This is a genomic window from Lysinibacillus sp. FSL L8-0312 (genome assembly GCF_038003285.1).
In the GTDB taxonomy this organism is placed as follows: Bacteria; Bacillota; Bacilli; order Bacillales_A; family Planococcaceae; genus Lysinibacillus; species Lysinibacillus fusiformis_D.
Map to the genome: position 1 here is coordinate 2,060,350 of NZ_JBBOOV010000001.1, position 26,637 is coordinate 2,086,986.

A 26,637-nucleotide genomic window follows, 5' to 3' on the forward strand; every position below is an offset into this window, starting at 1 on the left:
ATGCAATTCTTATTCAAACATAGTAATTAAATCTTCTTCTGTAATGTAACTTTCACGCGGCTTACTTCCTCTTGCCTCCGAAACAAAGCCATGTGATTCTAACATATCAATTAAACGAGCAGCACGATTATAGCCAATATGATACTTTCGTTGAATCAATGAGGTTGAGGCACCACCTTGCTCATAGACAAATCGGCAAACATCTTCAAACAGATCATCCTGTTCTGCGGACACCTCTGTTTTCTTCAATAACTCCTCTTGATCGAAAATATAATCAGGCTCTCCCTGCTCACGAACATGCTCAATAATGGCTTCAATTTCATCATCTGTCACAAATGTTCCCTGTAGTCGCACTGGCGCTGACATACCATTACCTAAATATAGCATATCCCCTCGCCCAAGTAATCTTTCTGCTCCCTGCCCATCTAAAATGGTACGAGAATCAATTTGTGAGGAAACAGCAAAGGCAATACGTGTAGGGATATTTGATTTGATTAACCCTGTAATAACATCCACAGAAGGTCTTTGCGTCGCAACAATTAAATGAATACCACAAGCACGTGCCTTTTGAGCAATTCGACAAATGGCCTCCTCTACATCAGCCGGAGACATCATCATTAAATCAGCTAACTCATCAATGACAATTAAAATATAGGGTAGCTTCAAGCTATGCTCATTATTTTTATCTGCTATTGCATTATAACGTGTAATATCACGTGCACCTGCATGAGCAAATAGCTGATAGCGACGCTCCATTTCCTCCACTGCCCATTTCAGTGCAGCCGTTGCTGCCTTCACATCTGTAATAACAGGGCTAACTAAATGCGGAATATGGTTAAATGGTGCAAGCTCTACCATTTTAGGGTCGATCAGCATGAGTTTTAACTCATGTGGTGCAGCTTTATATAATAAACTAACCAAAATAGAATTAATACAAACAGATTTACCCGAACCCGTTGCACCAGCAATTAAGCCATGAGGCATTTTTCGCAAATCTAATGTAACAGGCTTTCCTGTTAAATCAAGACCTAACGCTGCCTCTAATGGAGAATCCGATTCAAGGAAAGAGGCACTATTTGTCACCTCTGACAAGCGAACAGCACGAGATACGCGGTTTGGAATCTCAATACCTATTGAACTTTTTCCAGGGATTGGTGCCTGAATACGAATATCTTTTGCTGCTAAGGCCAGTTTTAAATCATCGGCTAAGTTTCGGATTTTACTAACCTTTGTACCATGGCTCACCGTTATTTCGAATTGCGTAACAGCTGGCCCCTGCATAATCGATTCAATTTGAGCGGAAACCTGGAAATAAGAAAGTGCCTCGACCAATGTATCTCCCTGTTGTTCCATCCAATCCGTATCCTGTGTTTTCTCCTCTGGTGGCTCTAAATACTCATCTGTAGGCTTTTGATAGACATGAACTGGCTTTGCAGGTTTTTCAGCTTCCTGTGCTTCCACTTCAAATACTGGTGGTTCCTCTTGCTTGTCAACAGACTGTACAGGACCATACGCTACAATTTCTGAAATTTCATCAGTGTTGGTAGTTAGTTCTGGTTCTGGTTCTGGTTCTGGTTCTAGCTCTGGCTCTAAATCTGGTTCTGGTTCTGGTTCTAGTTCTGATTCTAGCTCTGACTCTAAACCTCGTTCTAGTTCTGATTCTAGCTCTGGCTCAGTAGTAGCTGAAATTTCATCATTAGCGGCTTTTTCAATTTCTGTTCTTTCTTGCGTTAATACACCAGACATTGTTGTCACAGGTGTCATTGTAATGACTGCTACATTGTCTTCAGAGCTATGTGGAGTAGTAGCATTTCGCGTATCGTCCTTGGCATATTGATGGGATGCTAACTCATCTTGCAATGGCATATGCTCTGTCATTGACTCAACAAGATCCTCTTCTGTTAGCGAATCAGCTGGTTGGGGACGATCTATTATTACAACGCTGTCTAGAGAACATGATTCTTCCTCTTCATAGGCAACCGCCACATCCACTGGTTCGTTTTCCATTGCTTTCTGAGTACTTTCTACATGAAGAGGCTGTGCCTTTTTCATTTGCTGTTGGATTCTCCATTTTTCTTTATCCGTTTTTAACATGAGGACATTAAAAGGAATACGACTTGTTTCTTCCTTCTGCACCGTATCAACAGATTGGTCGTCAACAAGTAATGGGTCATCCTTCGATGGCTGTACAACTGTTACCTCTCCGATATGAATCGTGGAATTTTCGATTTGTACTTGCTCTACTATCATTTCTTTCACGTGAATTTCAGATTGATCGGCAGAAAGTTGTTGAACTGTTTGGTCTTGCAGAACAGCTTCCTTCACTTGATCTTCAAAGGCCATGGCAAATGATGTTGTTTGAGGTATAGCCATATTAGATAACATACTCTCCTGCTCACCATTAGCCTCTACCGATACATCATCATCAAAATGAATAGGCTCATTTGCTAAAGGTAGCTCATCAGGTTCAATGATTTCATGCTGCTCTACTTCAACCATTTGACCTATGCTAGCCGGCTCTTTTTCTTCTAGTATATTTTCATTAGCCTCATTTGTTGTCGTTTCTTTTATAGAGTTCGTAACCGTCACCATTTCGGTATCATGTACCGAGGTTTCTTGCTCCTCGTATTCTTCTTTTCTTTTATCTAATAATTCTTTGATGGGACTTGGTTTTGCAAATCCATAGACGGGTGAAGGTACATCTGTTGGCACAAAGCGTTTACGATTCTCAGGTAAAATGCTTTCAACTTTTTGTTCCTTCCACTGCTTTTTCTCTTTCGAAACAGATGCTGGTGCAGACGCAGACTTAACATTGACTGTCTCATGTTGTGCATCCCGAAACACTAAGCTTGCTCGTGAACGATATTGCTGTTCTACAGGCTGACTTTTCATCGTTGTTTTTCGACCAGTGCGTTTTGAACGATTTGCTAATAAATCACGAATCCCTGAAACCTCCACATCATAAACACTGGAGTCAACAATATGGTGGTTTAAATGCTTCGGTAAAGATAAATCACCAATCTGTCCATAATCATCATTACCCATTTGATCAAACATTTCTTTTTGTGGTGTGTAGGATGTCCCGCTTTCATCATCGTCAATCAATGGAAAACGGAAAGTCTTCTGCTTAGCCATCGGTACTTCATTTTGCGTATGTAGTTGCTCGGTCTGCTCTTCTTCGTAGCCATCATAATATTCTTCATACTCGTAATATTCATCTTCTTTATTTATAAATTTACTAATTTGTTTTTTAAACCAGTTCACTTCGTTTCACTCATTTCTCTTACACTTCATTTATAGCATTGGCTTGATTCATATAATTAATAGCTCAATGTCTATATCAAAAAGCATACCATAAAAACGCTCTTGAAACTTGCATTTAGAGGCTCATTCTAAACAAAAAAATCGTTACGCTACTAGCATATTAGTAACATAACGATTTAGGGCATTTCACCTTGATACAAGGAATAATATCATGATAAAACATTTACATTTTAATAAATTCCTTTTCAAATAAAGGCATTTCTATTTAGTTGGTGTTTCAAAAGCACTACCAATAGTGGCATCTCCCGGTAATACTAAAATTCCTTTTTCAGAAGGAGCGTTAGGAATGGCTAATTCACGAGCTGAGCAAAGCATGCCGTAAGACTCAACACCACGTAAATTTCCTGCTTTAATGAGCATACCTGAAGGCATTACTGCACCAATTTTTGCAACAACTACCTTCTGACCTGCTTCTACATTAGGAGCACCACAAACAATTTGCAATGTCTCATCGCCTACATTTACGGAACAGATACTTAATTTATCAGCGTTCGGATGCTTGTCCTTTGTTTCCACATAACCCACCACAAATTTTGGAGAAAAGTCAACATCAAGGTTGATTGTAGCTCCATTTTTCTCGATGGCTGCAGTTAGTTGTGCTACTAGTTCTGGTGTCACTTCCACTAAGCCTCTTGCATCTGTTTGGATGTAGCTGCTTGCATTAAATAAATTAAACGCCTTTATTTCTCCTGTTTGTGCTTCTTTTAAAATAGCGATATCTCCAGCTCGTTCTACTACTGTTTTCACAATAGACTCAGTTGCTAATTGAACTAGTAAGACATCTCCTACATGCTCTTTGTTGTAAAATACGTTCATTGTTTTTCTTGCTCCTTTTTCACTCTGTTTTTGGCTAAAATAAAGATTGGTTCTAGTTCCCCATCTTCATAAATAAAAGATAATGATGTGATCGGTACTATACCGACAGTAAAGAAATGCATCGTCATCTGTGCTAATACATCATACCCTGTTTCATTGCGAATATCACCTATAATTAACACATCTTGATGTGGCACAGACAATGTCATATCGCCTTCCACCAGTGCTCGCATGTCTGTCAAAAAACTCTCATTTAAAATACGGCTAGCATCGTAGCCATCATTCACATTGACAAAATAAAATAGATTACCTGCTACCTCATCTTTTTTATATGCGGTTGGTAATTGCTTTACTGAAAAGCGTGCCATTTCTCGAATTTGCTCTACCGTTAATTGTAATGCTTCTAGCATGGATTCATCAATAAAACGATAGGTTTTACCCAAATCGAGCGCATAAAAAATACGTGTCTCCGCTGTATGCTCAGTTGTAATAAACGCATGTCCTTCTTTAGATGCTTGGGGATAAGAAGTCGCACGTATAATAGGATAAATTTGTGTAGTCGTTTGAAAGCCTTGTTCTTTTTCTTGCTCCATCGCATTAAAAGTCTGCTCAATCGTATAGACAACTTCCTCAATCGCTGCCTCTTGCTTATCATTGTATTTTGCTAAGATACCAGGTAATGAGAGCTCCATTCCTTTGTCAATCGTCTTATGATTCAATCGTAATTTATCATGCTTTTTATCAAAATGAAATTCGTATTTCTCTTCATTCAATCGTTTTTTTAATAGCTCTATCAGTTGTTCTGATTTCAATTGCTTCATTTCTCTCACATCCTGACTTCAAAATGAAACGGCTCACATGTTTGTGAACCGTCTGTTCAATCCAATCTATTTACTTCATTTTAACCGAATGTACAATTTTCGTCATCTCACGCAAATTAGTTTCAATATGTTTGGTCTGAGAAATCGTTGTCATTTTCACGCCGCCGCTACTAACAATGAGCTCCATCTCATTTTTATCTTCCGTCTTTAGAACCGCAGTGAAGCCAAAACGACCATTCTTGTCATAAGTTAACTCTTCGATAATTTTGTCCGCTTCATTTTCTTTTAAAAGATTATAATAAAGTTTACTGTCTTGTGCTTCTTCATCATTAATAAAAAGAATATAGCTTTCTTTTCCTTTTGAAATCACAATATTATAAGCATCTGAACTGTCTTCAACTTTAAAGTTTGAAGGTAAGTATAATTTGATATCTCCAATTTTCTCCGTATGTTCTTCTGGCTCTTCAGCAAAAACCGTCTCCGTTAATTGGAGCCCATTCGCAATTTGGTCATCAATCGATTGATTACAGCCAGAAAGGACCAGAAGTAAAAGCATCAGGCCGATAGTTTTTAGCCAGGTAAACGACATGTTCCTCTTCCTTTCTCTGCTAACTTTTTTCTATTTTAAAAAAATTATTCATCAGATGCAACCTAACTGCATGCTGAATACTAATTCTATTTAACTATTTTTGTGAAAATGTGAACAAATATTGACCAACCAATAGTGATACAATATGCTCAAACATCATCTGTCGACTCACTAAACCTTGCGTAAAAATACCTACAGCACCTGCACCTTGACGAATATCTCGACGTTTTGTGTATTGCTCCATAATAGGGCCAAGCTCTCCACCACCTCTTATTTCCTGGGCAATTTCTTTTGGTAATATAATTTGTGCACCAGCAGCTGTGAAAATTGTTCCATCAGAAACTGTTAATGCACCCCAATTACAAACATACATTTCATCATCTATTTCAGTTACGCCACCCTCTAAGCCAAATGCGAATTGTGCACCTGTTGTGTTCATGGCGTTTTTTGCACGATTAATCGCCCCTAGTCTCGTTTCTTCATTACTTATTGGTTGATCTGACACTTCAGAAGCAGCTTTCACATGCGTAAAGATGGCATCTTCAAAATATTGTCGAGCAATTACTTCAACTGCCTCTGTCTTCGCTTTATTCATTGTCCCAATGGCTATATTCATCTAATCCCCACTTTCTTTCCATAGAAAAAGATGCCTCTAAAAGGCATCTTGTTAACTTCTTATACATTAGCGCGAATTGTCTCTAATGTCGAACGATCTGCTTTTTTCACTAATTCAACAATTAATGCCTTGGCAGCTGCGTAATCATCAATATGAATAATGGACGCTGACGTGTGAATATAGCGTGAGCAAACACCAATAACAGCGCTTGGAACACCATCATTTGCTGTATGTACTCGCCCTGCGTCAGTTCCTCCCTGAGATACAAAGTACTGGTAAGGAATATGATTTGATTCGGCAGTATCTAAAATAAATTCTCGCATACCACGATGTGTGACCATTGTGCGGTCTAAAATACGAAGTAATGTACCTTTGCCAAGCTGTCCAAATTGATTTTTTTCTCCTGACGTATCGTTGGCAGGAGAAGCATCTAATGCGAAGAATAAATCTGGTTTAATCATATTTGCTGATACTTGAGCACCACGTAAACCTACTTCCTCCATAACATTTGCGCCTGAATATAAATGCGATCCTAGTTTTTCATTTTGTACTTCTTTCATTAACTCAATCGCTAGACCACAGCCATAACGGTTATCCCAAGCCTTAGCCATAATTTTTTTCGGATTGGCCATTGGTGTAAATGGACAAATAGGAATGATAGATTGTCCTGGACGAACACCCATACCCATTGCATCTTCTTTGTTGTCAGCGCCAACATCGATAAGCATATTTTTTATATCCATCGGCTTAGCACGTTCTGCATCTGTTAATAAATGCGGTGGAATAGATGAAACAACGCCAGGTATTGCGCCATTTTTTGTATAAACTTCTACACGCTGTGCAAGCATAACCTGGTTCCACCAGCCACCTAATGTTTGGAAACGGATCATGCCATTATCTGTAATAGAAGTAACCATAAATGCTACTTCATCCATATGTCCAGCAACCAACACTTTCGGCGCGTCAGCAACCCCACTGCGCTTAACACCAAAGATGCCCCCTAAATTATCTTGAACGATTTCATCCGAGTACTTTTCTAACTCAGAACGCATGAACGCACGTACAGCATGTTCATTCCCCGGAGCGCCTGGTAGTTCTGTTAATGTTTTAAATAATTGTAATGTTTCCTCATTCATGATGACTCTCTCCCCACGAAGTAGAATATTCTTCCTTGCCTATTGTAACACATTTATTTCCGAATTCGAAATATTGATACATTTCCTAAAACTGTTAAAGTGTGAACGTGCATTCACTCCATAGGCTATGCTAAAATATAGGTATAGAAAAAGGAGGAAAGATGTATGAAATTACGTGATTTTTTAATTGGTGTTGCAACTGGCTTAGCTGCCGCAGTCATTATTAAAGAAGCTAGTGAAAAAGTTTCTCCGTTCGTACCTGCAGGACAAGTACTTGAAAACATAAAAAGAGAGTTTAAAAAGGATGCACCGATTGACGGTTCTTGGATTTTTATGAAAACAGAAGATTTCACAAACGGTATTATGACTATCCCAGTATATCGCGGAGGAATCTCTCGTATGAATGAAGGGGAAATGCAGACTTTCGAGTTTGCTGCCGACGCACGCTCTGGTGTTGTCGTGGAACTAACAGAAGTTTAATCATGTATAGACAATAAGAAGCCATCTCCAATGAATGAGATGGCTTCTTATTGTTATTCGGATAAACCTTTATTATTAAAGTACTTTTTATACTTACGATAATAATTCAAGTTATTGAGCGTTAACTTCACCCAACGCTTCGTATTCATATCCTCATTAAAGTAAAGAGAGTTTGTATATTTGCCCTCACTAATTAATTTTTTTGCTTCTAGTTTAAGCTTTTCATTTGATGCATATTTGAATAATACGCCCTTAGGGATAATCATCCATAAATGTTTGTCCTGCACATATGTGACATCTTGCTCGATATTTAACATATGGTCATCAGCGACATACTTCATTAAATTATGACCACTGGCTGTTACATAGTAGCTAGAGCGACCATTACGTAAATTAATTTCAAATAGCTTATACTGCTTGTCTCGAATATCATATTTCATATCGAAATTTGCAAAGCCTGTATAACCGATATCCTCTAAGAAGAATCGTACTTGATCCATTAATTCTTTATCATAGGTTGTAACGATGGCTGCATAACTTCCGATTCCTTCAGGAGAATGTTCTTCTAGAATAGGATTACCTAGACACATCAGCTTTACTTTTCCATCTTTCCCTACGTAAGCATTTAACACACGCATATAAGAATCATCACCAGGAATAAATTCTTGGATAATCATAGTATCCTGATATGTTGAGCTATAAATCGCTTTTAATATGGCCGTTTTTTCCGCATCATCATGCGCAACAAATACTTTTTTCTTACCTGGGAATTTACATGCCCAATATTCTACAGAGTTTGAAGCTTTTAAAATAATAGGGTAATCAAATGGTGGTGTAAAGTTTTCATAGTTATCGGCTGTCACCGTTGTTGTACCTGGATATTTAAAATTATATTGATCACACATTTTATAGAAGTTTTCTTTCAATAAAATTTCATCCATCAACGATTCATCGATGTACGGTACAGTAAAATGCTCTTGTAACGCTGGCTTATTTTTAATAATCAGCTTAGCATAATCGTCTCCACATGCTAAAAGTAATAGTTTTTTATCAGCATATTTTTTTGCAACTTCTGCAAGTGCAGGTGCAAAAACATCTTGTTCATTTAAACGGTCTATTTCTTGAAATTGTAGGATATGGCTATCTTGAGTCGCTGTTAAATGAGAACGTCCTAAGACAAGTGGTTTAATACCATATGCTTCATAAAACGCGCGTGCCATACCATATGCATTCATATCTGATCCTAGTAAAACTGGTAAAAATGGTTGTTCAGTTGCCATGTTTATTTCAACTCTCTTTTGTATTTTAGTATCGTGTTAAGTGTATCATATTTTCTATCCTGTTCACGAACAAAAAAGCGAGGTAATTGACATTTTATATGTCAATTACCTCGGCCTTTGCTGGCGCTATTAAAATGTAATAACAGCTTGTCTACTACGCTCAAGCTTATTGACAATTTCTTTGCCCGTTTCATCCCATTTAATCATACGGTAATATGCATCGTGATAGAAAATAAAGCTATAGCTATTAGTAAGCGCCTCTTTCATAAGTCGCTCTTTGGCAAATACACTTGTCATTGGGTAATCATCATACGCTAATACCCATAATGGATTCTGGTGAGCATGTGTTGGCATAATATCCGCCATATGCAATAATACTTCACCATTTTGCGTTAGCTTAATAACGGCATGTCCCTCACTATGTCCACCTGTATGAATCATTTCGATCCCTGGTACCACTTCCAACGTATCTTCATAGGTTTCAACTAAGTGCTGCACTGGCTCCCAATTCTCTTTCCAATACGTATTTTTAGAGCGGATATTAGGATTACGCATTTCATCCCATTCAATTTTCGTAACAAAAATTTTGGCATTCGGAAAAGTTGGTACAAGTACATCCTCTTCCCATTGTGTTAAGCCACCAGCATGATCAAAATGTAAATGAGTCATTAACACTGCATCAATATCCGCTGTTGTTAATCCCAGTTCCTGTAAGCTTTCCGTTAATGAGGATTCCTCGGTTACACCAAAGTTTCGTAATTGTTTTTCGTTTAATTTATTAAAACCAACTCCTGTATCAATCAGGTAGTTTTTGCCCTCATATTGAATGAGGATGGGTTCTGTTGGTAATTCAATTTGATTTTTTTCATTGACTGGATATTTACGTGACCAAAGCGGCTTCGGTACAACACCAAACATTGCCCCGCCATCTAGGCACGTAACACCCCCGTTAAGCCATGTTAATGACATTTTGTGAAACTGTAACTGATCCATCCATATTCCCCCTACAATTTAGTGATAAATTGTGATTCTAAGCGATAAATCGGCTGCCCTTTCGCAGAAAATTTCTCCTCATATTCCGTCATCACATTATCCTCTGGCATATTTGCATGTAGGTCGAGAGATACATACTTTAGTAACATACCATATTCAGACATACTGATTAAAGAATACTCGAACAGACCACGGTTATCCGTTTTAAAATGGACTTCCCCATTATCCACTAAAATCGACTCATATAATTTCAAAAAACCCTCGTGCGTTAAACGTCTTTTTGCATGACGTGTTTTTGGCCAAGGATCTGAGAAATTCAGGTATACACGTGATACATCATTTTTATCAAAGAATTTATATAAATCTGCGCCATTTACTTTTAGTAAGCGTAAATTCGCTGGAGATTTTGCCTCTAGCACTTTTTCTAGTGCACAAACAATCACACTATCATAAAGCTCAATGCCAATATAATTAATCGTTGGGTTTTGCAAAGCCATACCTGTAACAAATTGCCCTTTTCCAGAACCTACTTCAATATGGATAGGATTGTCATTTCCGAAAACAGACTGCCACTTTCCTTTAAAGTCTTCAGGATTTGGAATAATCACCTCTGGGTGATCTGTAATCATTTCCTCTGCCCAAGGCTTATTTCTTAATCTCAATGTTGTTCCTCATTTCTTTCTTGTGAAGTTATTGATGTTTTATAGTATAACGTATTCCCCTACAATTCGCATGAAATTATTGCACAATGATATTTTTAGGCATCTTTAGCAATAACCTGCCATGCATTTTGCTGTACTGTACAGTGTATAGGGATCCCTTGATTCACAACGCCCACGTAATTGCCATCCGTATGACAATCAACCTGATGAGCGCGTACACTCATATCAAAGTGTTGGCCCTGTAAAAAAGTAATTTCCTTAAATTTTGTATGCTTTTCAAAAAAAACAGTGATAAAAACAAGTAATAATTTGATACGTGATATTCCATGGACAATCGTTATATCCACAAGGCCATCATCTGCTTTTGCAGCTGGTGATATTTTCATGCCTCCCCCGAAATAAGGCTGATTACTCATCGCTACAAACCATGCCTGCTGGAATTGCCATTCTTGTTCACCTGAACGAATCGTTACATCAAAACGCTCAAAGCGAAATAATCCTCTCATAACAGCTACAGCATAGGAAAGCTTTCCTAGCCCAATTTTATTGAGATAAAATTTAAGACGAGATGTATTAATTGATTTTGTCACATAGGCATCGAAGCCTATACCCGCATTATTAACGAAAATTTCATTCCATTTATCACCGAGCTGAATAATTCCAGCATCCATCTGTGTATTGGCCATAGTGGTCCTTACATAGGCCTCTATTTGCCTCGCATGTTGAAAGCTTGGGAAAAAGCGGGCAAAATCATTGCCAGAGCCTGCTCGAACGACACCTATAATGACGTATTTATTATGTACAACACCACTAACTACCTCATGGATGGTGCCATCACCACCAACAACGACAAGTAACATGTGTTCTTGCTGTTGCTGAGCCCATTGTTTGGCTATTTCCTTTCCATGTCCTTCATATTCCGTAAAAGCTACTTGATAGGTGATCGTTAGTTGCTGTTGCAGCTGAAGCCAAACCCTCTTGCCTTTCCCGTTTCCTGCTGCCTCATTGACAATAAATAATACCTGCATATATCAGTCCTCTGTTGGTTGTGGCGCTTGCTGCCAAATGTCTCGATTAAAGGAGGTTGTTTGGACAGTATTTAAAATTGTTTGAGCAGCCCGTATTTGCATATGCTTCATAGGAGAGGAAACTTTTCTCAACTGCTCTATCCATTCGTGGTAATTTCGACGATCAACAAAGCGAATCCCAAATGGTGCACCAGGATAATCAAAATAACCATTCCGAGTTAGCACAACTTTACGGATAGGCATATCTATATTCTCTTGTTTAAATAATTGCGATAGCACCGATTCCATCCGCCCTAAATTAATTGTTGGATTCAGTACTTTAACGTCCTTAGTTCCCACTTTCTTCATCCAGAAGCGATCACTCCCACCTACATAGACAGCTTGATTTTCAGCTTCTAACACCGTAATACAAATACATTCTGTTGGTGACATGAGTACTACATCAAGCTCAATAGGGGCTTTTCTTATTTGTAGAATAGGATAATAAAACAACAAATAGTTATCTGGTAACGTTTGCAATAATGTACGTAGTAAAGAGTCACGCATGAAACGAGGATCTACATATGATTTTTCACGTAATGTTGAACTAGCCCATTTCATTTGAAAATGGAAAAATTGATCGATAAACATTCGTTTCAGCTCATGGATGGATTGTGGTGCAAACACAATTTTAGGTTCAAATGTGAGCGTCGTTTCTTCTTCTGGAATGGTATCTTCATCACTGACAAGCTCGTTGGATATTTCTAGTTTTTCAACATCCTCAGTTGCTTCCTTTTGGCGGCCAGCAAAGATTTTTTTGAAGAAGGAAAACCGTTCCTTTTCTTCGAAGGCATTTGTTTCTGCCTCATTGTCGTCATGTTGCCATTCGCTTATATCCTCTCCCAATTCCCACTGACGCTTAATGCGCTCCCACTGACTTTTCTTTAAGCGCACAAATTGAGTTGGATATCTCGCTAAATCAATTTGATAGCGTGAAATATAATCTTGTAATTTCACCAATTGTGCCATGTAAAGGTCACTCCATTCTTACTCACCATATCTATATTTCTTTTTATCTTGATTCAGCAATTGTTTTTTGTACTAAAAGCGTGTGTTCAAACGCTCGCTGAAATAGGGAGAACACTGTCAAAAAGCATCATGCCCTGAAGCAATGACGACGTGATCTACTCCATGTTGTCCCGAATTCCCCGACGAATGTTACAACCTTTAAGAGAAGATAGTTAACTGCTATCACAGCACAGGATGGCTTGAGGTTAACTTCTTACTTGCAGGCTTGAAAAAATTTAGACACTATTACACCGAGGCATCATGGATTACGATTGCTTTAGTAGAAAAAGAGGCAATTGTATACATTACATCGACATTTGTTCTACGAATTTCAATCTGTAAAATTATTCTTTCCTATCCTTTTTATTTTACATGACGACACTCAACATTACATCCATAAAAAAGAGAACTATCCTTATTGGTAGTTCTCTAAAATGTTTTTTATTTTGTATTTGAAGAAAGTGGTAATTTCGCTTCAAAAGCTTGTTGCAATTGACGTGTCCAGTCCCCTGGTACACCAGCACCAATTTGGTTTCCATCAACATCCACTACAGGCGTCACTTCAGAAGATACAGACGAAACAATGATTTCATCCATCGTTAATAAATCCGCTTTTGTCATCGGCTCTTCCACGACAGGTAAATTAATTTCCTCTGCACATTTTAAAATGACTTGACGGGTAATGCCATTTAAAATGAAGTTATTCGCTGGATGTGTATAAAGCTTGCCGTCTTTAATACCATAAACATTCGCTGATGAGCATTCTGTCACGATATCCCCACGATGTAATATCGCTTCATAGCAACCTTTTTCAGCAGCCTCTTGCTTTGCTAATACGGCACCAAGTAGGTTTAAAGATTTGATATCACAGCGTAACCAACGAATATCCTCAACAAAAGTAGCCTTTACCCCTTTTTCAAAGTTTTCATATGCACGTTCACCCTCTTTAACATTACCAGTTAATACAGCTGGAACACTCGCATCTGGGAAAACATGATTACGGGCATTAGCACCACGTGTAATTTGGAAGTATACATGCCCTGTATCTAGGTTATTTTTTTCAATTAGCTCATGTAATAATTTGTGTAAAACGTCCTTTGTATAAGGAATAACAAGACGAATTTTTTCGGCGCTTGCATAGAAACGATCAATATGCTCTTGTGCTGTAAACATATTTCCGTTATAAACTTTGATTACCTCATAAATGCCGTCACCGAATTGATAACCTCGGTCTTCTGGAGATATCACAATCGATCCTTCTTCAACAATTTGATCATTCCATAATGAATATGCCATGTTTTGTTCATCCTTTTCGTCTTTGAGTTATTTTTTTCCTGCAAGTTCAACAATTGCTTCAGCATAAATTGCTGCAGCTTTAACGAGATTTTCAACGACAACAAACTCATCTGCACGATGCGCTACATCTGGCTCTCCCGGAAACAGCATGCCAAATGCCACACCTTTTTTCATCACACGTGCATACGTCCCACCACCTGTCGATAATAGAGGTGTTTCTCTATCACCCGTTTGACGTCTATAAATAGCTGCTAATGTTTGGATAAATGGATCATCTTCACTGACATAATGCGGTTTGGAGTCGTCTTGAATATCTAGTGAGAACCCTTTTTCCACCGTTAAGCGTTGAGCCGCCGTTATTTTTTCATCGAATGGGTAGGACACAGAATAGCGCATACTAATTACTAAACTGCCACCTTTATGAACATCATAGCTGACGATACCTGGATTTAATGTAGTTTTTCCTGACATTGCATCCTCAAACTGTAGCGCAAGCTGATGGCCGTAATGATCCTGATAAAAAACATGTGCGATAAAGTCAACAAATTGTTTACTTGCCTCTGTCGTCAACTCTTGTTGTAAAAATGCTGCAAGATAAACAGCTGCATTAACACCTTTTTCTGGTTCCATTGCATGGGCTGCTTTACCTTTGATAGTTATTATATAGCGAGAGTCCTCCATTAATAAAGAGCCATCTAGCTGATTTTTGCTTAAAAATGTTTGAAAATTCTGTTCGAATGACTCGGAGACATGCTGAATTGTTGCTTTCGCAAAATCTGGTACCATATTTGGGCGCTTTCCTGCATTAAATAGTAGTAGTTGTTCTTTCGTTGCATCACCTATTTTATTTTGAGAGAACACAAGCTCGGCAATGCCTTTTTCCGCATTGATGAGCGGGAAATCCGCATCTGGTGCAAAACCAATTGTCGGCATTTCCTCTTGTTTAAAATAGTGGTCGACACAGCGGAATCCTGTTTCTTCATCCGTACCAATAATCATTCGTACTCTTTTTTCTAATGGAATACCCGCTTCTTTCACAAGCTTCATAGCCATCCATGCCGCAATCGTAGGACCTTTATCGTCAATCGCACCACGTGCATATAACTTACCGTCTGCTACTGTACCGCTGAATGGTGGGTATGTCCAGTCAGCTTCGTCTCCAATCGGTACAACATCAACATGACATAAAATACCAAGTAGTTCTTCACCTGAACCCATTTCAATATGCCCAGCATAATTATCAACATTTTTCGTTTGTAAGCCTTCGTTCTGACCTTTTGCTAGTAACCATTCAAGCGCTTGAAGTGGACCATCTCCAAATGGTACTTCAGTAGTTATTGTATCCTCATCAAGAACACTATTAATTTGCACAAGCTCCTGTAACTCTTGTATCAATTCATCTTGCCTTTCTTTTGCAGCCTGTAACCAATCCATACCATATACCTCCTTCAAAGTATCAACATTATTCTACACCTTACAACATATATGACAATCAGCTTTCTGACAACTATTTTCAGTAACTTCTACTGACACTACCACATATAGCATGTTTTTCACGTATTCCCACAAAATACAGTATAAAATTTATATTTCAAATGTAAATTTCTCTTGCATTCACTAGAAAATTAAGTAGTTTTTCTATATAATGAAGTTATCAGAATAATTGTTCTGACTATAAAATTAGAAAAGGGGATGTCTAAGGCAGCTACTTATTAGCCTAAGTGCACTCCGCACATATTGTCGTCCGCTAGTCTTTGCCAAGAGAATTAAGATGAAGGAGTGGTTCATTTAATGAAACCAACTACTGATCGAATGCTTAATCGTATTAAAGACGTGTACATGTTTATTTTAGACAAAGGAACCGTGTCTACACAGGATTTAGTCGAAGAGTTTAGTATCACTCCTCGCACCGTTCAAAGAGATTTGAACGTGTTAGCCTTTAACGATTTGGTAATGAGTCCAAGTCGAGGCAAATGGACAACGACGAAGAAAAAAGTAAAAATGACGTCTTAGTTTTACGTTTTGTACGTAAAGCATTGTGTATGGAAAAAGAATGACCTTTCGTCGGGGTCATTCTTTTTTGTCGTTATAAGCGTATTAGATTTTTTTATGGCTTATTGGAAGGGCCAGTCATTTCACTATTGTGCATTCAAAACATACCCTTTATGCTCCATACTTACAGAAAAATTTCCCTATGTGCTCCTTCAAGATTATTTTGACTATTTACAGTTGCTTAACAATCCGTTAAACTCGAAACATTCTAAATGTTGAGAGGAGGATTTTATTTGAAATTGTCAACGTACTTTCATCCATTAGTTTGGATTATCTTAGGCGGAACAATATTTACACGTATTGCAAGCTTTATGGCAATGCCTTTTTTAGCTATTTATCTACATAATGAAATTCAAGCCTCCCCTTTACAAATTGGGTTGACGATTGGAATTGCGCCACTTATTTCCACTATTGGTGGATTTTTTGGTGGTTATCTAACAGATCGCTTTGGTCGAAAAAGTGTTATTTTACTAACGATTATTGTTTGGAGCCTTGTATTTTTCGGCTTTGCAACTGTTCATACCGTATGGCTCTTTGTCCTATTCAATGCCTTGAATGGTCTTTGTCGTTCATTTTTTGAACCTTCCACACAGGCATTAATGATTGATTTTACACCTGCTGATAAACGAAAAAGACTATTTTCGTTACGTTATACAGCCATTAATATTGCAGCGGTCATCGGCCCTATTATCGGTGTGTACATCTCACAGCTATCAAGTCCAAGTATCCCCTTTATGCTGACAGGTATTATGTATATCATTTATGCTGTATTTTTATTTTTCGTGTTAAACCGTTATCAAATGCAACAACCTAAAGCTGTCACTCAAACAAAAATACTAAGTACATTCACAATTTTATTAACAAATCGTGTACTACTTAGCTTTATTTTAGGTGCCATCCTAATCAATATAGGATACTCTCAATTTGATTCTACATTACCACAAATCATTGAATTAAAAATCGAGGAAGGTGCGAAACTTTATTCGCTATTAATCTCTCTCAATGCAGCGGTTGTCTTATTATTACAATTACCAATAAGCATTGTATCAGAGCGGTTTTCATCGTCCGCAACATTATTGGTAGGTATACTGTTCTTTGCAATTGGTCTATTTTTATTCGGATTCTCCAATAATTATACGCTCTATATCATCGCCATGATTATTTTTACAATAGGTGAGATTTTTGCCTTCCCAACAATGAATGTTATGATTGATGAAATTGCACCAGATACACAAAAAGCAACTTATTTGGGCGCTGCGCAATTTAAAAATTTAGGCGGCTTTATTGGACCCATAATAGGTGGTTGGTTATTGACTCATTATATGAATGCTATGTTTGCTGTCATCGCCATTCTTGTATTATGTAGTTGTTTCTTTTATAGATCCAAAACGACAACGCATTAAAAAACGCTCCATTGCTATCATTGGCTAATGATAGAATGGAGCGTTTTTTTAAATACTATAGTCTTCGTCAGCAGCGACCTCAGCATAACTAGAATATTGATCTTTACCTGCATTTTTAGATTGATATAGTGCCTTATCCGCCCGTTCAAATAAGCTCATTTCTGTCTCTTCAACATGATGATAAATGGCGCCACCCATGCTGACAGATAATACGGACCATTTTTCACTAGCATATCCCTCATATTTTACGGTTCTGATTTGAGTCAAAATGGCCTCTGCAATTTGTTGCATCTGTTGTTCTGTCGTATCGTACAAGACAATAGCAAATTCATCTCCACCGAATCTCACGACAAAGCCATTGTTTTTCACTACATGCTTTAAAATCATGGCTGTTTCAATCAGGATACGATCCCCTTCCACATGCCCAAATTGATCATTTACTTGCTTAAAATTATCCAAGTCGATTAACAACAAACCAGGCACATTCATTTTTCGTTTTTTTAATAAATTGTCAAACTTCCGAATATAGGTAGCACGATTATAGACACCCGTTAACGGATCGAATGTGGCAAGATAGATTGTTTTAGATAAAATTTTATTGATGACTAATAGCATAATAAATGCTGTTAGCAAGGCAATGGATAGTAAAATCCAAAATTGTTTTGTATTTTTTTGGAGCGCTTCTATTTTAGTAGAATTGACAAATTTCACATAAACAAGCCTTTTTGAAGACTCCCCTCTCACTGTCTCTGCTTCATAAGGCAAAAAAAGATGCGTTTCTATATAACCATGATGTAATGCTTTTTGAAATTCAACTGGCTCCATTTTTTTCTTCGCTAGCTCAAAATATTGCTGAAATTGTTTGGATTGATCTCGCACGGTGATCTTCTTCAATCTAGAATCATCAAAAAAAACTCCACCGGCGTTAATGATTTGCACTTCTACTAAATCCTCGTATTTAGCAATTAAGGATTCTGCGGTTTTCTCAAAATTAAAGGTTTGAAAGACTGGATCATTCAGTAAGTCTATGCCTAACTCAAGCAGATATTTCTTATCATGCGTTGCCAAATAGCCGAACTTTCGGTATTCTCCTGTCGTTGTCGAAATATCTATTCCATCTGTATAAAACTCACCACTAGCACGCCGCTCATCCAATAATGCCGAAAAACGCTGACAGCAGCTCGAAAAATCCAAACCAATATCTTTCTCAAATGTCGTGTAAATCACCTTGTTGGATTGATCTACTATGTAAATATCCATACCATGCTTCTGTTTCTTCTGTTGCAAATCCCAAGTTTCAATAGCAGGATTTTTGCGATAATCGTTTTGTAATTTTCTAAGTTCCTGTTCCATATTATCTGACATATTTTTATCAAAATAAAAATGAGCATTATCGATCGTTTGCATATCTGTCAGAATATGATTTTCAATTAATACTTTATTCATGGCCACTTGCTTCTCGATATCTGCCACTAGTATTTGTCTGTTGACATATGAAATGACAGCAACGAGTATGACTGCAAAAGCTATTAAAGATAGTAATAATTTTATACGCAGGTTCTTCATATATTTGTCCTCTACCTATTTTCACCATCATATTTTAAAAACTTTAGATAATGATAAGCTACATGAGTACATCACAGTAACTCATTCATATTATACCGTTACTGTCATCATACTGTATATAAAAAATCCCCGATGCTATAGTAGCACCGAGGATTGTGTTAATGATTGTTTTGTAAGCTGGCTAGCTCTTCTGCAGTTAGTTCACGATATTCACCTAATGCCAGCTTATCATCTAGGTGAAGATTCCCCATAGACAACCGCTTTAAATACGTTACACGTTTACCCACAGCCTCAAACATTCGTTTCACCTGATGAAATTTGCCTTCCTGAATTGTCAGCTCTATTTCTGATTGCTGTGCAGATTGTAGAATCACAAGCTTTCCAGGCTTTGTAACGTAGCCATCATCTAATTCCACGCCATGCGCAAATTTCTCGACATCTTCTTCCGTCACAACGCCCTCAATCTGTGCAAAATAAACCTTTGGCACATGTTTTTTCGGAGACAATAAATTATGGGCCAGCAAACCGTCATTGGTTAATAACAGTAACCCTTCTGTATCTTTGTCCAGCCGTCCAACTGGGAAAGGTTGAAAATGCTGATGCAATGGCTCTAATAATTCAATCACCGTTTCGTCTCTTAAATCTTCTGTTGCAGAAATAACATCAGGTGGCTTATTCATCATAAAATAGACAAACTCTGTATAAACAACGCGCTCTCCAAACACTGATACAATCTGCTGTTCTGGGTCTACATGTAGCGCTGCGTCTTTAACATAAGCACCATCCACTGTGACAGCCTTTTGCTTTAATAGCTGCTTCACTTCTTTACGGGAACCATACCCCATATTCGCTAGTAATTTATCTAAACGCATAGTACCACTCCTATTTCATTCCCAGTTTGCTCATAATGCGCGTTAATCGTTCACCCAATAACTTTTGTGCCAAACCTAAGCGCAGTGATAAAAAGCCGTAAACAGCCACACCAACACCCGCACAAATAATAGAGAATAGTAATGCTGAGAATTTACTATCTACTGGGCCCATAAGCAATTCCAATAATTTATGCACAACGAGCACGCTAATTGCCATTGCCATTGTCAATAAAGCAATCAACATAACACGACGAACAACCATTTCTGATCGATAATTCAATGTTTTTCGTAGCACAAGGATATTGATAAGAATCGATACACTATAGCCAATTGCAGTTGCCACAATGGCACCATCTGCCTCCAGCCAACGAATGAATGGAATATTTAACGCTAGCTTAACGAATATCCCTGATAATAAGCTGAAGACAATCCACTTTTGAAAATCAATTCCTTGTAACAACGCTGCTGTTACTTGGAATAATGCAAATAAAATCGCAACTGGTGCATAATGCGCTAATATAGTAGCACCCATTTCACTTTCTGAATAAAGCATGAAGTAGATTTCATTAGCTAAAAGAGAAATACCTACTACAGCTGGCAATGTAATAAAAATTAAAATTTGATAGGTTTTATCCATCGCATGGCGTAGCGATAAATACTCACCCTGTGTGTAATATTTTGTAATCGTCGGTACTAATGCCATTGAAAAGCCTGTCGCTAGCATGACCGGAATGATGACAACCTTATGTGTCATAAAGTTTATCATCGATAAATAAGTATCTGTCACTTCTGCTAAACCAATGGAAGTCATCGCCCCATTAAATGTAAGCATGTCAACTAATTGGAATAACGGGTTGGCTACTCCAACAAACACCATTGGTATGGAATAGGTAATCACTTCTTTATAAATATTGGACATCGGTAGCTGTGTAGACGTCACACTTTGGCTACGTAATAAGTTGAATTCAGGCTGATATTTTTTCCAGTAGTAATAAAGAACACCTAATCCACCGATTGCCCCAATAAAGGCAGCAAACACAGCAAACGAAATCGCTGTCTCTGGCTTCCCTTTGAACACCACAACGACTAAGAAAGAACCACCAAGTAACACAACAATTCGCACAATTTGTTCTACCAATTGAGAAACTGCCGTAGGCTCCATTTTGTCATAGCCTTGGAAGAAGCCGCGCCATAGACTCATAAATGGTACGACGATTAAGGCAAAGCTGACCCAGCGAATCACCGAAGCAATTTGTTCAACCGTAAAGACTTGTTCCTCACTTTTAATAACTAGCCCTGCTATCGGCGTTGCAAGCAGGAAGAGTGCGATAAATGCCCCGAAGCCTGTTACCATCATAATGAGTATGCCCGATTTCATCAGCTTGCGACCTGATTGATAGTCTCCCATTGCATTATACTTGGAGACAAATTTAGAGACGGCTATTGGCGCACCTGAAATAGCTATTGCCAACATAATAGAATAGGGAATATATGCATACTGATAAAGCGCAATGTTCTTTTCGCCAACAATTGCATAAAACGGAAAAATATAAATTAATCCGAGTACCTTCGATAAAAACATCCCCAGTGTTAATATCGCAGTACCTTTCATTAAATTGGACATCATACCCATCCATTCATTGTAAAATCAATATTAATATCGTAACACTTCAAGGATACTTATAAAACATTTTCGTTTCTGTTACTTCAAAGAAACCAACATGCAAGCGCTATCACCTTGTGAATAGCATAAGTAAACCAACTGTAATCTTAACATATTTATAGGAAATGAGACGCATAAATACACCAAAAAGTTCATTCAAAAATACCTGATGAAAAAAGACCTTAAAATAATCGGTGAGGAATGGAACATCCCCACCGATTAACCGTATTTCTTATACCATGTCCACAAAGAACTTTTTATACCACACTAGGAATACATAAACCGTCCAAATATATCGACCGCGATTTGCTTTCCCTTCATAGTGCTCATCTAGATAGCCCACTAATTGTTTTGTATCAAAGAATTCATTCGCAAAGTCCGTTGTAAACATTTCTTTGACCATGCTGTAATACTTTTCTTCACGTAACCAGTGACGAATTGGCACTGGGAAACCAAGTTTTGGCCGTTTCGCCCATTCCTCTGGTAATTCTTGATGTGCCGCTTGACGTAAAACATATTTTGTATCAATGTCGTTGACACGATATCTGGATGGAATATTTTTCGCTAATTCCATAACTTCTTTATCTAAAAATGGTACACGTAATTCAATTGAGTGAGCCATACTCATTTTATCTGCTTTTAATAAAATGTCACCAGGCATCCAAAGGTTTAGATCCAGGTATTGCATTTTTGTCACATCGTCATCACCAGGCACTTCATCATAAATTCGTTTTGTAATCGATTTTACAGATGGCGCATTTTTATAAGCTGGTTTTAAAACATTAATGGCATCTACTTCATCCCACACGACTGCTTCTCCAATAAAACGCTCTTCTACCGTTTGAGCACCTTTAATAAGGAAGTTCGTATATTGATTTTTCGGTAGGGCTTCTGCCATTCCTCGTAATGTTTTACGAAGACCTAATGGTAGTTTTTCGTATTTTTGCATTTTCCCTGAGTTTTGATACCAAGCATAGCCACCAAAAATTTCATCTGCGCCTTCACCTGATAGCACAACTGTTACATCTTTTGATGCAAGCTCTGAAAGGAAGTAAAGTGGCACTGAAGATGGATTGGACTGTGGCTCATCCATATGCCATTGAATTTTAGGAAGAGCTTCAAAGCACTCATCCGCTGTAATATATCTACGTTCATTTTGAATATTCAACGTATCTGATAAATCTTTTGCAAGATTTGTCTCATTGAACATATCTTCATAGTCAGCAAATCCTACTGAGAAGGATTTATCTGGGCGTAATAAAGAAGTAATATAACTAGAGTCAATACCACCAGATAAGAATGAACCAACTTTTACATCACTAATTTTATGAGCTTCTACAGACTCTTTAACCGTTGACTGAATTTCTTCGATATATTTTTCAATCGGTGCGTCTTTTGCATGGAATTTTTTATCCCAATATTGCACAATTTGCTTTTGTCCATTTTGAATCAGCATATAGTGTGCAGGTGGTAATTTAAAGACACCTTTAAAGAAGGTTTCATCCATTGAAGAATATTGGAATGTTAAGTATGGGCGTATCGCCTGTTTATTTAATTCTTTAATAAATGAAGGATGTGGTAAAAACGATTTTATTTCAGAACCGAAAATAAATGTACCATCTGTTGTATGCTCAGAATAGTACAATGGTTTAATACCAAAACCGTCACGTGCAATAAATTGTAAATCATTCTTTTTATCCCAAATACAGAAGGCAAACATCCCACGTAGTTTTTTCACAAAATCTACGCCATATTCTACATAGCCATAAATAATGACTTCACTATCTGACTGTGTTTTAAACGTATGACCTTTTTCAATAAGATCTGCACGTAACTCTTGGAAGTTGAAAATTTCCCCATTAAATACAAGCACAATATTGCCGTCTTCACTATATAATGGTTGATTTGCTACTTCTGATAAGTCAATAATACTTAATCGACGGAAACCTAACGTTACTTTATCGTCACTATGAATACCGCCGCTATCTGGTCCGCGGTGAATAATTGTATTCATCATATTTTCTATTGTTTGATGATGATCAATCACATTTGTTCCATTAATATAACCAATAAATCCGCACATTCTATTTTTCACCTCATAATTTAGTGCATAACCTTTACCATAATAGCATGAAAAGACGTTCATTTCATGCTGACAATGCTAATAAAGGAAAACTTTCATCGAAACAATTGTATAACAAAGATTCATGTGTTTCATTCTACTATAAACACTCTTCATCACGAAAGATGAGATAAGGAATTATAAAACACTTTTCTATTATTTTCAATGTCCAAGAAAACCCCTCTCTATATAGACTTCATGTATAATAGGAAAGATTCCTAATTTGAACAGAAAGTGAGTTTCTAACTATGTATGATGTAATCGTGATCGGTGGTGGCCCATCTGGTTTAATGGCGGCGATTGCTGCCGGAGAGCGTAAAAAGAAAGTGTTATTGTTAGAAAAAGGCGCAAAACTTGGCAAGAAATTAGCCATCTCTGGCGGTGGACGTTGTAATGTTACTAATCGTTTACCTGTCGAAGAAATAGTTAAGCATATACCTGGCAATGGTCGTTTTCTTTATAGTCCATTTACAGTTTATAATAACGAAGATATTATCGCATTTTTTGAAGGGCTTGGTGTCGCCCTAAAAGAAGAGGATCACGGCAGAATGTTCCCTGTATCCAATCGGGCACAAGATGTAGTTGATACACTAATTCGTCAGCTTCAACGACTACATATTGAAGTTCGTTTACACACAGCCGTCAGTAAGCTTCTGATGGACGAAAATAAAATTTTGGGTGTACGTCTTGCGGATGGCTCCGAAGTCCGTAGTCAAGCAGTCATTGTAGCTGTTGGTGGCAAGGCGGTCCCACAAACCGGTTCAACAGGTGATGGCTATCCTTGGGCAGAGCGTGCTGGTCATACAATCACGACGCTCTTCCCAACAGAGGTGCCTGTTCTATCAAAAGAGGACTTTATCCAAGCGCGTGAGCTTCAAGGGCTAGCATTGCGTGATGTCGCTGTCTCTGTGCTCAACAAAAAAGGCAAGACACTTGTCACACATCAAATGGATATGCTCTTTACCCATTTTGGCTTGAGTGGTCCCGCTGTTTTACGCTGTAGTCAGTTCGTTGTGAAAGAATTAATGAAAACAGGCTATGAACCAGTGACAATACGTATTCAGACACTGCCTCATTATAATGAAGAAACATGTCTGCAATATTTAAATAAACTAATCAAGGAAGATCCAAAAAAGGCTGTGAAAAATGTCTGGAAAGGCATTGCACCAGAACGGTGGCTCTTATTCTTATGTGAGCGAGCAAATATCGATGTCCAATCAACAGGTGCTGAGTTATCCCAAGAGAAAATTCGTCAATTAGCACATTTACTAGTCAATTTCACATTAAAAGTGAGCGGCACACAGTCACTTGACAAAGCGTTTGTTACGGGCGGTGGTGTCTCTGTAAAAGAAATCGAGCCAAAAACAATGGCATCAAAGAAAAAAGAAGGTTTATTCTTCTGTGGAGAAATTCTTGATATTCATGGCTATACAGGGGGCTATAATATTACCTCTGCGCTCGTAACGGGACGTATTGCAGGAATGCATGCTGCATTATAATAGAAGAGAAAGACCTTTTGGCAAGGCAAGGGGTTGATTTCCGTTCAAGGGGCGTCCGATAAGCCTTCTCCACCATGTTTCTTTATCTTTCATTTAGCTGTTGCAATCGAATAGCCCTTTATTTGTATAATGAGAGAAAGAACAGGCTCTTACTTTCAATGTGGAGAAGTGTTTAGTTACAACACGCTTTCATAAATGCGTAGTGAACACCTTCACTTTATTTAAAAACCTTTGCTAAAAAGTTAAATATTTGTGGGTTGAGGGCAGGCTACTTGACTCCCATGGGATAGCGAGACAGTTGAAACCCTACACCGAGCGGTAGCGGAGTAAGCGGCTCGGCGCTCGCCTACAGGAAAGTAAGTAGCCAGCAACGGAAATCCATTTTCATCTTTCACAAAAATGCTATTGATTGCTTTGTTTTTCAACACTATGAAAAAGCGTGTCCAAGAAAAACGGACACGCTCTTTTTAGCTTTCACTAGACATATAAACTTCTTCAAACGGCTGGATAATGACAAAGCCTTCACCTGAAAATGCCATCTGAATGGATTCGCCACTGCCACGACCGATAAATGTACGGAAGCTGATATCTGTTTTAAACTCAGGTGTTAAATTTCCTGACCATGCAACGGTAGCATGTGGATCAGTATAAACTGTTTCACCTGGTTTCACTAATAATGTCAATGGTTCAAAATGTGTTGTAATGGCCACTTTCCCTGTTCCTTGTAGTGTCACATTGAATAGACCACCTGACATGATGCCAGCCATTTTACGCATTAAGCGTATATCCCATTCAATACTAGGCTCAAAGGCAAGTAAATCATTTCCGTTTACACAAATACTATCATTTTTCAAATCAAAAACCGTTACTTTCTTTCCTTGGTCTGCTAAATAAAGTCTTCCCTTTCCACTTGCTTTCATCAATTGCGTGCCTTCACCTGTTAAAGCCTTCTTAAACATCTTACCAAGACCATGCTCCAGCACACGCTCACGTTCAAATTTAATATCACCCGTATAGGAAATCATTGCACCCATTTTTGACCATACTTCACCGTTTAGATTCACTTCTAATACTCGTTCAGTTTCCAATTCAAAATAATCATTCTCATTGTCATCTTGCTGTGTTTTATGAACAAATTCATCTAAAGAAAATTTCCCCAAGATTCATCCCTCCTAATTACCTTATATACGTTTACAGTTGAGAAAAGATTCAAATTTTAGCGGATTGTCCCTGATTGTGCATTTCGTTACAAAATTTCTCTCTTAATAACAAAATCACTTCATTTCCAGTCATGTTATTGACATCAAATATATACTGTTATACATTAAACGAAGAAACGATGATTGTTATATAACAATTGCTACAAAAAAAT

At 37.9% G+C, this 26,637-nt stretch carries 22 protein-coding genes; 4 read left to right on the forward strand and 18 right to left on the reverse strand.

Annotated elements, in window-relative coordinates:
• Positions 1-9: 9 nt before the first annotated feature.
• The 6 genes from MHI22_RS10325 to MHI22_RS10350 all read right to left on the reverse strand — a co-directional run bounded on the left by MHI22_RS10325 (position 10) and on the right by MHI22_RS10350 (position 7,302).
• The gene (locus MHI22_RS10325; RefSeq protein WP_340811898.1) at positions 10-3,264 is read right to left on the reverse strand and encodes a DNA translocase FtsK; all 3,255 of its coding nucleotides are present in this window, start codon (positions 3,262-3,264) and stop codon (positions 10-12) included.
• 261 nt (positions 3,265-3,525) lie between these two features.
• Entirely contained in the window at positions 3,526-4,140 is a 615-nt protein-coding gene (ytpR, locus tag MHI22_RS10330) for a YtpR family tRNA-binding protein (RefSeq protein ID WP_036118820.1), read from the reverse strand.
• Entirely contained in the window at positions 4,137-4,961 is an 825-nt protein-coding gene (locus MHI22_RS10335) for a DUF1444 domain-containing protein (protein WP_036118818.1), read from the reverse strand. The genes ytpR and MHI22_RS10335 overlap by 4 nt, the downstream gene beginning before the upstream one ends.
• Before the next feature lie 70 nt (positions 4,962-5,031).
• The gene (locus MHI22_RS10340; RefSeq protein ID WP_231745133.1) at positions 5,032-5,517 is read right to left on the reverse strand and encodes a hypothetical protein; all 486 of its coding nucleotides are present in this window, start codon (positions 5,515-5,517) and stop codon (positions 5,032-5,034) included.
• Positions 5,518-5,644: 127 nt separating this feature from the next.
• A complete protein-coding gene (locus MHI22_RS10345) occupies positions 5,645-6,166 on the reverse strand; it encodes a DUF84 family protein (protein ID WP_036118814.1) in 522 nt (173 codons plus the stop codon).
• 59 nt (positions 6,167-6,225) lie between these two features.
• Positions 6,226-7,302 carry a M42 family metallopeptidase gene (locus tag MHI22_RS10350; protein ID WP_340811901.1) on the reverse strand — a complete coding sequence of 359 codons (1,077 nt, stop codon included), beginning with the start codon at positions 7,300-7,302 and terminating at the stop codon, positions 6,226-6,228.
• Between the two features lie 165 nt (positions 7,303-7,467).
• Between MHI22_RS10350 and MHI22_RS10355 the strand changes: the two genes are divergently transcribed.
• Positions 7,468-7,782, forward strand: coding sequence for a peptidase M4 (locus tag MHI22_RS10355; protein ID WP_036118810.1), 315 nt, complete (start codon positions 7,468-7,470; stop codon positions 7,780-7,782).
• A 53-nt stretch (positions 7,783-7,835) separates the two neighbouring features.
• On the opposite strand, the gene MHI22_RS10360 is transcribed toward MHI22_RS10355, so the two are convergent.
• The 7 genes from MHI22_RS10360 to pepV form a co-directional block, all read right to left on the reverse strand.
• Positions 7,836-9,062, reverse strand: coding sequence for a carboxylate--amine ligase (locus MHI22_RS10360; RefSeq protein WP_036118808.1), 1,227 nt, complete (start codon positions 9,060-9,062; stop codon positions 7,836-7,838).
• A 129-nt stretch (positions 9,063-9,191) separates the two neighbouring features.
• Complete coding sequence (locus MHI22_RS10365; RefSeq protein ID WP_058845063.1) at positions 9,192-10,055, reverse strand: YtnP family quorum-quenching lactonase; 864 nt, start codon at positions 10,053-10,055, stop codon at positions 9,192-9,194.
• Positions 10,056-10,066: 11 nt separating this feature from the next.
• Positions 10,067-10,717 (reverse strand): tRNA (guanosine(46)-N7)-methyltransferase TrmB, encoded by a 651-nt coding sequence (trmB, locus tag MHI22_RS10370; protein WP_058845062.1) that lies wholly within the window; start codon positions 10,715-10,717, stop codon positions 10,067-10,069.
• Between the two features lie 95 nt (positions 10,718-10,812).
• Positions 10,813-11,745, reverse strand: coding sequence for a diacylglycerol/lipid kinase family protein (locus tag MHI22_RS10375; protein WP_058845061.1), 933 nt, complete (start codon positions 11,743-11,745; stop codon positions 10,813-10,815).
• A 3-nt stretch (positions 11,746-11,748) separates the two neighbouring features.
• The gene (locus MHI22_RS10380) at positions 11,749-12,753 is read right to left on the reverse strand and encodes a nuclease-related domain-containing protein (protein ID WP_058845060.1); all 1,005 of its coding nucleotides are present in this window, start codon (positions 12,751-12,753) and stop codon (positions 11,749-11,751) included.
• Between the two features lie 480 nt (positions 12,754-13,233).
• Positions 13,234-14,088 (reverse strand): D-amino-acid transaminase, encoded by an 855-nt coding sequence (dat, locus tag MHI22_RS10385; protein ID WP_340811902.1) that lies wholly within the window; start codon positions 14,086-14,088, stop codon positions 13,234-13,236.
• Positions 14,089-14,115: 27 nt separating this feature from the next.
• On the reverse strand, positions 14,116-15,522 hold the full coding sequence (gene pepV / locus MHI22_RS10390; protein WP_058845059.1) for a dipeptidase PepV: 1,407 nt from the start codon (positions 15,520-15,522) through the stop codon (positions 14,116-14,118).
• A gap of 357 nt (positions 15,523-15,879) precedes the next feature.
• Between pepV and MHI22_RS10395 the strand changes: the two genes are divergently transcribed.
• Both MHI22_RS10395 and MHI22_RS10400 read left to right on the forward strand, forming a co-directional pair.
• Positions 15,880-16,101 carry a DeoR family transcriptional regulator gene (locus MHI22_RS10395; RefSeq protein WP_036118795.1) on the forward strand — a complete coding sequence of 74 codons (222 nt, stop codon included), beginning with the start codon at positions 15,880-15,882 and terminating at the stop codon, positions 16,099-16,101.
• Positions 16,102-16,373: 272 nt separating this feature from the next.
• Positions 16,374-17,543: an MDR family MFS transporter gene (locus tag MHI22_RS10400; RefSeq protein WP_080717032.1), complete on the forward strand. Its 1,170-nt coding sequence runs from the start codon at positions 16,374-16,376 to the stop codon at positions 17,541-17,543.
• 48 nt (positions 17,544-17,591) lie between these two features.
• Here the strand turns inward: MHI22_RS10400 and MHI22_RS10405 are convergent, their stop codons facing one another.
• The 4 genes from MHI22_RS10405 to asnB form a co-directional block, all read right to left on the reverse strand.
• Entirely contained in the window at positions 17,592-19,109 is a 1,518-nt protein-coding gene (locus MHI22_RS10405) for a GGDEF domain-containing protein (protein ID WP_036118791.1), read from the reverse strand.
• 158 nt (positions 19,110-19,267) lie between these two features.
• Complete coding sequence (locus tag MHI22_RS10410) at positions 19,268-19,981, reverse strand: pseudouridine synthase (protein WP_036118789.1); 714 nt, start codon at positions 19,979-19,981, stop codon at positions 19,268-19,270.
• Positions 19,982-19,991: 10 nt separating this feature from the next.
• On the reverse strand, positions 19,992-21,605 hold the full coding sequence (locus tag MHI22_RS10415) for a putative polysaccharide biosynthesis protein (protein ID WP_080717031.1): 1,614 nt from the start codon (positions 21,603-21,605) through the stop codon (positions 19,992-19,994).
• A 271-nt stretch (positions 21,606-21,876) separates the two neighbouring features.
• The gene (gene asnB / locus MHI22_RS10420; RefSeq protein WP_036118787.1) at positions 21,877-23,727 is read right to left on the reverse strand and encodes an asparagine synthase (glutamine-hydrolyzing); all 1,851 of its coding nucleotides are present in this window, start codon (positions 23,725-23,727) and stop codon (positions 21,877-21,879) included.
• 287 nt (positions 23,728-24,014) lie between these two features.
• Here asnB and MHI22_RS10425 point away from each other — a divergent pair, with 287 nt between their 5' ends.
• Positions 24,015-25,265 (forward strand): BaiN/RdsA family NAD(P)/FAD-dependent oxidoreductase, encoded by a 1,251-nt coding sequence (locus MHI22_RS10425; RefSeq protein WP_036118785.1) that lies wholly within the window; start codon positions 24,015-24,017, stop codon positions 25,263-25,265.
• Positions 25,266-25,732: 467 nt separating this feature from the next.
• On the opposite strand, the gene MHI22_RS10430 is transcribed toward MHI22_RS10425, so the two are convergent.
• Positions 25,733-26,425, reverse strand: coding sequence for an AIM24 family protein (locus tag MHI22_RS10430; protein WP_036118779.1), 693 nt, complete (start codon positions 26,423-26,425; stop codon positions 25,733-25,735).
• Positions 26,426-26,637: the final 212 nt, after the last annotated feature.

Coding starts and splice junctions, on each gene's coding strand:
- MHI22_RS10375 (WP_058845061.1), bottom strand. CDS start 11,745: ATGCAGGTATTATTTATTGTCAATGAGGCAGCAGGAAACGGGAAAGGC.
- MHI22_RS10340 (WP_231745133.1), bottom strand. CDS start 5,517: ATGCTTTTACTTCTGGTCCTTTCTGGCTGTAATCAATCGATTGATGAC.
- ytpR (WP_036118820.1), bottom strand. CDS start 4,140: ATGAACGTATTTTACAACAAAGAGCATGTAGGAGATGTCTTACTAGTT.
- MHI22_RS10380 (WP_058845060.1), bottom strand. CDS start 12,753: ATGGCACAATTGGTGAAATTACAAGATTATATTTCACGCTATCAAATT.
- MHI22_RS10335 (WP_036118818.1), bottom strand. CDS start 4,961: ATGAAGCAATTGAAATCAGAACAACTGATAGAGCTATTAAAAAAACGA.
- MHI22_RS10410 (WP_036118789.1), bottom strand. CDS start 19,981: ATGCGTTTAGATAAATTACTAGCGAATATGGGGTATGGTTCCCGTAAA.
- MHI22_RS10350 (WP_340811901.1), bottom strand. CDS start 7,302: ATGAATGAGGAAACATTACAATTATTTAAAACATTAACAGAACTACCA.
- dat (WP_340811902.1), bottom strand. CDS start 14,088: ATGGCATATTCATTATGGAATGATCAAATTGTTGAAGAAGGATCGATT.
- MHI22_RS10365 (WP_058845063.1), bottom strand. CDS start 10,055: ATGGATCAGTTACAGTTTCACAAAATGTCATTAACATGGCTTAACGGG.
- pepV (WP_058845059.1), bottom strand. CDS start 15,522: ATGGATTGGTTACAGGCTGCAAAAGAAAGGCAAGATGAATTGATACAA.
- MHI22_RS10425 (WP_036118785.1), top strand. CDS start 24,015: ATGTATGATGTAATCGTGATCGGTGGTGGCCCATCTGGTTTAATGGCG.
- MHI22_RS10395 (WP_036118795.1), top strand. CDS start 15,880: ATGAAACCAACTACTGATCGAATGCTTAATCGTATTAAAGACGTGTAC.
- MHI22_RS10360 (WP_036118808.1), bottom strand. CDS start 9,062: ATGGCAACTGAACAACCATTTTTACCAGTTTTACTAGGATCAGATATG.
- MHI22_RS10415 (WP_080717031.1), bottom strand. CDS start 21,605: ATGTCCAATTTAATGAAAGGTACTGCGATATTAACACTGGGGATGTTT.
- asnB (WP_036118787.1), bottom strand. CDS start 23,727: ATGTGCGGATTTATTGGTTATATTAATGGAACAAATGTGATTGATCAT.
- MHI22_RS10355 (WP_036118810.1), top strand. CDS start 7,468: ATGAAATTACGTGATTTTTTAATTGGTGTTGCAACTGGCTTAGCTGCC.
- MHI22_RS10405 (WP_036118791.1), bottom strand. CDS start 19,109: ATGAAGAACCTGCGTATAAAATTATTACTATCTTTAATAGCTTTTGCA.
- MHI22_RS10345 (WP_036118814.1), bottom strand. CDS start 6,166: ATGAATATAGCCATTGGGACAATGAATAAAGCGAAGACAGAGGCAGTT.